The organism is Corynebacterium sp. HMSC072D12, assembly GCF_001813925.1.
Classification (GTDB): Bacteria; Actinomycetota; Actinomycetes; order Mycobacteriales; family Mycobacteriaceae; genus Corynebacterium; species Corynebacterium aurimucosum.
The window spans coordinates 96,339-103,765 of sequence record NZ_KV814403.1 but is presented as its reverse complement, the minus strand read 5'-3'; the positions used below and the strand labels follow the sequence as shown (position 1 = coordinate 103,765).

At 57.0% G+C, this 7,427-nt stretch carries 6 protein-coding genes; 1 reads left to right on the top strand and 5 read right to left on the bottom strand.

Annotated elements, in window-relative coordinates; translation table 11 throughout:
- Window positions 1–149 precede the first annotated feature (149 nt).
- The 4 genes from HMPREF2943_RS06995 to HMPREF2943_RS06980 are packed head-to-tail and all read right to left on the bottom strand — an operon-like array spanning window position 150 to window position 5,561.
- Window positions 150–1,526 (bottom strand): NAD-dependent succinate-semialdehyde dehydrogenase, encoded by a 1,377-nt coding sequence (locus HMPREF2943_RS06995; RefSeq protein WP_070711180.1) that lies wholly within the window; start codon window positions 1,524–1,526, stop codon window positions 150–152.
- Window positions 1,527–1,551: 25 nt separating this feature from the next.
- Entirely contained in the window at window positions 1,552–3,105 is a 1,554-nt protein-coding gene (locus tag HMPREF2943_RS06990; RefSeq protein ID WP_070711179.1) for an APC family permease, read from the bottom strand.
- On the bottom strand, window positions 3,102–4,046 hold the full coding sequence (locus HMPREF2943_RS06985; protein ID WP_070711178.1) for a universal stress protein: 945 nt from the start codon (window positions 4,044–4,046) through the stop codon (window positions 3,102–3,104). The genes HMPREF2943_RS06990 and HMPREF2943_RS06985 overlap by 4 nt, the downstream gene beginning before the upstream one ends.
- A 3-nt stretch (window positions 4,047–4,049) precedes the next feature.
- The gene (locus tag HMPREF2943_RS06980; protein WP_070711177.1) at window positions 4,050–5,561 is read right to left on the bottom strand and encodes a flavin monoamine oxidase family protein; all 1,512 of its coding nucleotides are present in this window, start codon (window positions 5,559–5,561) and stop codon (window positions 4,050–4,052) included.
- Window positions 5,562–5,609: 48 nt separating this feature from the next.
- Here HMPREF2943_RS06980 and HMPREF2943_RS06975 point away from each other — a divergent pair, with 48 nt between their 5' ends.
- Entirely contained in the window at window positions 5,610–6,377 is a 768-nt protein-coding gene (locus tag HMPREF2943_RS06975) for a TetR/AcrR family transcriptional regulator (protein WP_246817288.1), read from the top strand.
- On the opposite strand, the gene HMPREF2943_RS06970 is transcribed toward HMPREF2943_RS06975, so the two are convergent.
- The gene (locus HMPREF2943_RS06970; RefSeq protein WP_070711176.1) at window positions 6,374–7,414 is read right to left on the bottom strand and encodes a histidinol-phosphate transaminase; all 1,041 of its coding nucleotides are present in this window, start codon (window positions 7,412–7,414) and stop codon (window positions 6,374–6,376) included. The genes HMPREF2943_RS06975 and HMPREF2943_RS06970 overlap by 4 nt on opposite strands.
- Between the last annotated feature and the right edge of the window lie 13 nt (window positions 7,415–7,427).

The window sequence follows — 7,427 nt, the reverse complement described above, 5'->3', positions numbered from 1 at the left end:
CTACGCACCCCGAAACCGGAAGAGCCGGTAGAGCAACTATTAATAGGGGCGGACCAAACAAGTTTTCTTGAGCTGGGGTGTTATTAAATAAAAAGGATGTTGGGATTATCTATAGATAATCCCAACATCCTTTTGCTGATCTATTTCGTTTACTTCTCTACGTAATAGAGCTGTTTGTTGACGAATTCATCCATGCCCAGCGGGCCGAGCTCGCGTCCGAAACCGGAGCGCTTCACACCACCGAAAGGCATTTCCTCGCCCTCGCCCGCAGGCGTGTTCACATTGGCCATGCCGCACTCGAGGCGTCGGGAAATGGCAGCGGCCCTTTCAGTGTCCTGGGAGAACACGGTGCCGCCGAGTCCGTATTGGGTGTTGTTCGCCAAGTCGAGGGCTTCCTCGTCACTGCTGACCTTGTAGACGGTTGCGACTGGACCGAAGAACTCCTCGTAGTAGATGTCGGAGCCAACTGGGATATCGGTGATTACAGCAGGAGAGACATAAGCACCTTCCTCAGAGAGCTCGCCACCAGCACGCAAGTTAGCGCCGGCCGCAACAGCGCGGTCCAACTGGTCGCGCAGCTTTTCAGCCGCTTCGCGGGAGGACAACGCAGAGTATGCGCCTTCTGACTGGTTGTCTGGAGTGGACTTTACGGCCGCGTTTGCGAGGCGCTCGAGCTCAGCAACGAACTCGTCGTAGATGTCCTCCATGACAATCATGCGCTTGTTCGAGTTGCAGGCCTGGCCGGTGTTGTACATACGCGTGCCCCATGCCAGTTCCGCAGCTGCCGTAACGTCGTCAGTGTCGAGCAGGACGTACGGGTCGGAGCCACCGAGCTCAAGAACTGCTTTCTTAAGGTTTTCGCCGGCTTGCGCGCCGATGATAGAACCTGCGCGCTCAGAACCGGTGAGTGAGACGCCCTGGATGCGGGAGTCCGCGATGATGGTGGAAATCTGGTCGTGCGAGGCAAAGACGTTGTTGTACACACCCTCTGGGACGCCGGCATCATCCATGATCTTCTGAACAGCGAGAGCCGAGCGCGGACAAATCTCTGCATCCTTGAGAATGATGGTGTTACCCAGCATCAGGTTGGGGCCTACAAAGCGAGCGATCTGATAGTAGGGGAAATTCCACGGCATGATGCCGAGCAGCGGGCCGATAGGCAGGCGGCGGATGACTGCAGTGCCGTTGGAGGCAGTCGGGATCTCTTGGTCCTTGGTGAAGTCAGCGCCGTTATCGGCGTAGTACTTGATAATGGCGGAAGAGAACTCAGCCTCCTCGATGCCCTCGGAGTGGAACTTGCCCATCTCCTCGCCGGCAATCTGGGCTAGTTCTTCCTTGCGCTCCTCGAAGAGCTCGCTGACGCGGGTCATGATTTCCGCGCGCTCAGAAATGGGGCGTGCAGACCATTCTTTGTAAGCCGCGGCGGACTTTGCCAGTGCTGCTTCGATCTCAGCATCGGTAGCGGTATCGAAGGTTTCGACTACCTCATTGGTTACGGGGTTCTGTACGCGATAGGTGTTGGACATTGATTACTCCTTTTCTCGTGTGTAGTTAGACCAGCGGTTGCTGGTCGTCGTCGCGCGAGGAAATTCGCGTGAGGGTTTCGCCCTTGAAGAATCCTGGGTGGGCAAAGCGGGTGAACAACATGAGGAAGACGCCGAGTCCTAGAACGGCGACGCTCAAGATAAAGACCATGCCGATACCACCGATTTCAGACCCAGAACCGTAGGACGGATCCATGGAATCGAATGCGGTAATGAAGAACATCATGAGCAAGAAACCGCCGCCCACAGTGGGGAAGAGGAACTTGAACACAATGTTATGCATCGAGCTAAACAGTTCGGTTCGGAAATACCAGATGCAGGCCACGGCCGTGATTCCGTAGTAGAAACAGACCATGAGGCCCATGGTAGCGATAGTGTCCCACAATGCGTTTTCTGAAATAAGGCGGGTGACTGCGTAGAACACAGCTGCCGCCGCTGCTGAAACGATGGTGGCTGTTGAGGGTGAACGGAAGCGCGGACTGATCTTGGCGAATGCTGGCGGCAATGCGCGGTAGTAGCCCATCGCAAGCAAGGTACGAGCAGGACCAACCATCGTGGACTGCAGCGAGGCGAATGAGGACGATAGGACCGCGATGTAGATGAGGATCGAGGCTTTGCCCAGGACAGGTTCTGAGAGTGCTGCAAAGATTGACTCTTGGTTATCTGGGTTGCCAGCACCCAGACCAGTGTCGCCGGTACCGGCCCAGGAGATGACCGCCAGTGCGGTGAGGACATACAGCGCGATGATGATGAGCACTGTGATAGTAGCCGCACGACCAGGTGTTTTCTCGGGATTCTTCGTTTCTTCATTCATCGTCAGGGTTACGTCCCATCCCCAGAACATGAAGATAGACAATGAGATGCCTGCAGCGATGAGGGAGAAGCTTCCGATCCCGGCTGGGTTGAACCACTCGAGTGAAATTGGTGTGAAATCGAATCCGCCGTTGTTATACGCATTGTGGATTGCGACGACATCGAACAGCACGATGGCAAGAATCTGGATCGCGACGAGTATGTACTGTAGCTTTTGGGTCGAGTCAAGGCCACGGTAGGAGATGTACCCTGCGATAGCGATGAAGACGAAGGTGGTGGGGATATTGACCCACAGGTTTCGAGTTAGTTCGCTGATAGCCGGATTATTGAAGAGCTGACCGAGCAGCAGATAGAAGAAGTCTACTGCTACGGCCGCCAGGTTCGACAGGACCAATATCGTGGCGGTGATAAGCCCCCAGCCACCCATCCAACCAGCCCATGGGCCAAAGGCTTTGGTAGCCCATGTGAAGGAGGTACCGGAGTCAGGGACTGCGTTGTTGAGCTCTCGATAAGCAAAAGCCACAAGCAGCATTGGGATAAAACCCAGTAGAAGTACTGCTGGGACATATTGACCAACGGCGGAAATCGTCGGACCAATACCAGAGGTCAGTGTGTAGGTCGGGGCGATGCAGCTAACGCCGATAACTACTGCGCCTAGCAGCCCGACGCGACCTGTAGCAAGGCCTTTACCGGACGTTACTCCGCCGGATGGGGAAGTGACGGACGGTGAGGGGGTAGTGGTGGTCATGTGTTGTCACCGCCTTTCGATAACAGATTGTTTTCCTCTCCTGCCTGCATATATCCGGCAGGAACAACAATCATGGGGACCGGGATCAAACGGAGCATTCGCGACGCTGTCGAGCCCAGGAACAGTCGTCCCGGAACGGCCAAGCGGGATGAACCTACGACGGCGATTTCGCCATCTTGCCAGCTGAGTTTCTCTAAAGCCGTACTGACGTCTTTGCCCGATGCCACTTCGGTGGTGGCGTGCCCAGCATCAAGCATGTGCTGAGCGGAGTCTGCAAGCTTGCGGTTGGCATAAGCATTGAGCGCGCTAGGTACGTCGGTTCCAAGACCTTGCATTTCAGACTCCCCGCTAAGGACGAGAGAAACGAGGCGCAGGGGAATTTCTCGACGACGTGCACGGTCAAGACCAATCGCGATGACATCAGAAGTGCCTCGTCGAGGGCCAAAAAACGTCGTGACTCGAGTGATAGGGCCTGGGTGAGAGTATCCCCGTGGTGCAAGCGCAACGGGAACAGGGGCAGAGTGCAGTAGCGCGTTAACCGCAGAGCCCATCTGGAAACGGCCGAACAGGCCGCCCTGCCGAGCACCAACGACGAGCAGGTCAGCCCCCAGCGCCTCGGCAGTTTCGCATAGAGCAGCAGCCTCGGAGTCCCCCGTCACGATGCGCGCGGTGGCAGTGATCTCTTCAGGAACCTCTGCAAGAGCCTCCTCCAGCCACCCTGCGATTTGCTCCTCGAGGATAGAGTCATAACCGCGGTCATGTGGGTAAACGCCAGAGAAGGAATTATGTGCGGGGGCAACCATGACGAGTTCGAGACGCACGTTGCGCTCTTTGGCGAGCGCAATTCCTAAGCGCAAAGCGTCTTTGCCGAAGTCGGTGGCAACATAGCCAACGATGATGCAACCGCTGGTGCTTCGGCGAGGGAAATTTGAGGGTGCCATGATTTAAGCCTTTGCAGCTTTTTCAGCAATAGCTAGTGCAGCGATTTCGCCTTGGCGAACGGCGCCGTCGACGTGCTGGTAGCCTTCGGCGGCGATGTCGGAACATGCGTAGTAAATAGGGCCAGTCGGCTGATTTTGAAGGTGTCCCCAACGCGAGAGTCCACCAAGGTCGTAGGAGGTAGCGTAGGCGCCACGGGTCCATTCCTCGGCTGCCATATCGGACAGGTAGAAAGCGATGGGCTCCTTGGTCTTGGGCCCAAGGTAATCTGCCATGGCGTCGAGAATGCGTTCTTTGCGCTCTTCAGCCGGCAGGTGCCACATCTCCTCTGCATAAACGTCGGAGACAAAGCCCACGAGGGTGCCGTAGGTGTCTTCTTTGTCTGCGGTCGATTCGGCAAAATTCTTGCCGTAATTGGTGTTGTCGTAAACCTCCTGAACGAGGCGGCCGCCACCGAAGCCGGTGCCGGAGAGTCCTTCTTCGCGCCAGAACGGGGTGTCGTAGATGGCATGGACCTTGATAACCAGTCCCATGGAGATGTGCTGGTGCGCAATCTGCTGGTCGCGCGGCATCGGCGGGACGAAGGAGATGCGGTTGTACAGGTTTGGCGGAACAGCCAGTACAGCGAAACGGGCCTTTACAGTGACTTTCTCCGAAATGGCGGTAACGTTTCCGGCCTCGCCATTTCCCGCGACACCGTTGCGAACATCTGCCTTGATGTTGTTGAGTTCGTCCGCGGTAGATGCATCCGGCTCCGCCCAGTGAAGCTCGCGCACAGGTGTGCCGAGGTGGACATCGTCGCCCAAGCCCTTGGCAAGCGTTAAGGAGACGGACTGCATACCGCCGACGACGCGCTTATCTAGAATAAAGTCCTCATCCACAAGGTTGCTGAAGGAGCCTGCGGAACAAGCCATGAGCACTGCTTGAAGAGTGGAGAACGTGTAGGAAGGCTTGGTCAGCATGCCGGACGCCACATAAATCGAAACGTTGTCGATGGCCTCGGTGTCATCGGAGAGTTGCTCGAGCCAGGAACGGAACGAGATGGAATCCAGCTCTTTAGCGCGCGGGTGGGACCAAGGGTTTGCCGGGTCCATCTCTGCCGCAAGCTCATCCATGATCTTGATGAGACGATCCATTTCAGCAATGGTCTTCTCATCAGCGGGGAATACGGTGCCCTCGTACTCGTGGCGGGTGCCATCCGGGGAAACATAGATTGATTTACCTTCGCGGTACCGGGAGAAGGTCTCAAGTCCAAGTTCGTCGACGAGCTCGATGAGGCGGGTCTGGTCAGGGGAGATCCATTGGCCGCCTAACTCGACGAAGTGCTCGACACCCTGCGCATCCTTAACCTTCCCGTTCCAGGTTCGGCCGCCGACGCGCTCGCGAGCCTCGAGGACGGCTACGCTCAAGCCCTTTTTCTTGAGGGTGTGGGCAGCCATGAGTCCGGCGGGGCCAGCGCCAATGACAACGACATCGCGCTCGATAACGGCCTTGTCGGAATTAACGGGGGAAGTCATGAAGGTGTCTCCGTTCCTATGGGACGATAGAAGGGTAGATACGGCAAAATGAACAACATTCATTTTGTGTCTCGTATCACTGTACAGAAGGAACGTAACGCAAGACAAGGTTTAAACGCTGTGAGTTCTCATCGCCCCAAAGGACGGCCCCATAAAGCGCTGGTCACTCGTGAAAAAATTGCTAAAGCTGCGCTAACCATTGTGGGGGAGGATGGCTATGAAAAGCTCACAATGGCTCGTATTGCACGCAAATTGAATGTGGGAACCAGTGCCCTGTATAACCACCTTTCGGGGAAGGAGGACTTGCTCGCGCTCATCGAAGACGCGGTTATGGAGCAGGTGGAGTGTGGTTCCTTGTATGCCGCGCTTGAGAGTGACCCGAAGATTTCACCCCGTGATGCTCTAGTTAGCTGGGCGACGTCCTACCGTGACGTCTGCGCACGGCATGTCCCGCTGGTACGGATTATTGCGTTGACCCCCATTTCCGGAGCGCCCCGCACAGTAGAGATGTACGAGGTGCTAGCCCGAGTCCTAAAACAAACAGGCTTGCCGAATTCGGCCATTATGCCCCGCATTGTGGCGCTGGAATCCTTCATCTACGGCAGCGCCTACGATGTCCACGCCCCCGAGGACATTTTTGATCTACCAATGGATAGCGAAGCTCGCGCACCGGCACTAGCCGATGCGCGCGGTGCTTTCTTGCCGGCTGCCTCTGCCGAGAAAGGCGCGGAGGAAAGCAACCCTTATGCAGATGAGCCGTTCCGCTTGGGCCTTGAAGCTCTCCTTGCGGACCTTCCAGAGGAGAAAATTGGTTAGTTTCTCCAAGGCTGAATCCCTGCGCGGCGCCAGGCCTCCAAGAACTGGGTGGTCTCGGCTTCGTCCGTGATAGACACGCGCACGCCCTCATCGAGGTAGCGGCGGATGACCACGCCTTCATCAAGCATCTTCTTTTCCACCTCTTCGGCATCTGGGCGCGGCAGCCAGACGAAGTTGCCGTAGGACTTCTCGGCTCCCAGTTCCGCGCAGACGCGGTCGCGTTGTGCTTTGGTGATCTCGACGGCGTCGTCAAGCTCGTCGTGGCGTTTGAGCACCTCCACCGCGGCAGTTTCTGCCATGGCGGTCACCGTCAGCGGTAGGGAGAGTAGCCGCAGCGCATTGATGATTTCTTCGCCCGCCACCGCGTAGCCCACGCGCATGCCAGCCAAACCCCACGCCTTGGAGAAGGTGCGCACGCCGAGCAGGTTGGGATAGCGCTGGTATTCCTCCACCGAATCCGGGGTATCGGAGGCGTCGTTGTACTCCCAATAGGCCTCATCGAGCAGTACGACGACGTCTTGGGGCACCCGTTCCATGAAAGTGCGGAATTCACCGCGCGTGATGACGGTGCCCGTCGGGTTATTGGGATTGCACAGGATGATGAGCTTGGTCTTGTCTGTCAGTGCATCGAGCACTGCCTCCAGATCGACGCGGTAATCCTTCGTGAGCGGGACCAGAATTGGTTCCGCTCCGGCCATGCGCACGTACAGGGGATAGGCCTCGAAGCTGCGCCAGGGCACGATGACCTCATCGCCGGTGTGGCAGGAGGCCAAGATGGTGGCCTGCAGGATGGGCGTGGAACCCGCAGAGACGAAGATATTATCCGCCGGAACATCTAAGTAATTGCACAAGGCATTGGTGAGCTCCAAGCTGCCGGGCTGTTGGTAGCGGTTGGTGGTGCGGGCGGCGTCGGCAACCGCGGCAATGATGTCCTCGGCGGGAGGGAAGGGGACCTCGTTGGAGGAAAGTTTCAGGGCATTGGGGAAATCCTTGCCCACCTTGTACTCGGGGAAGCTTGAGAGATCACTACGGAGCATAATCACGTCCTTT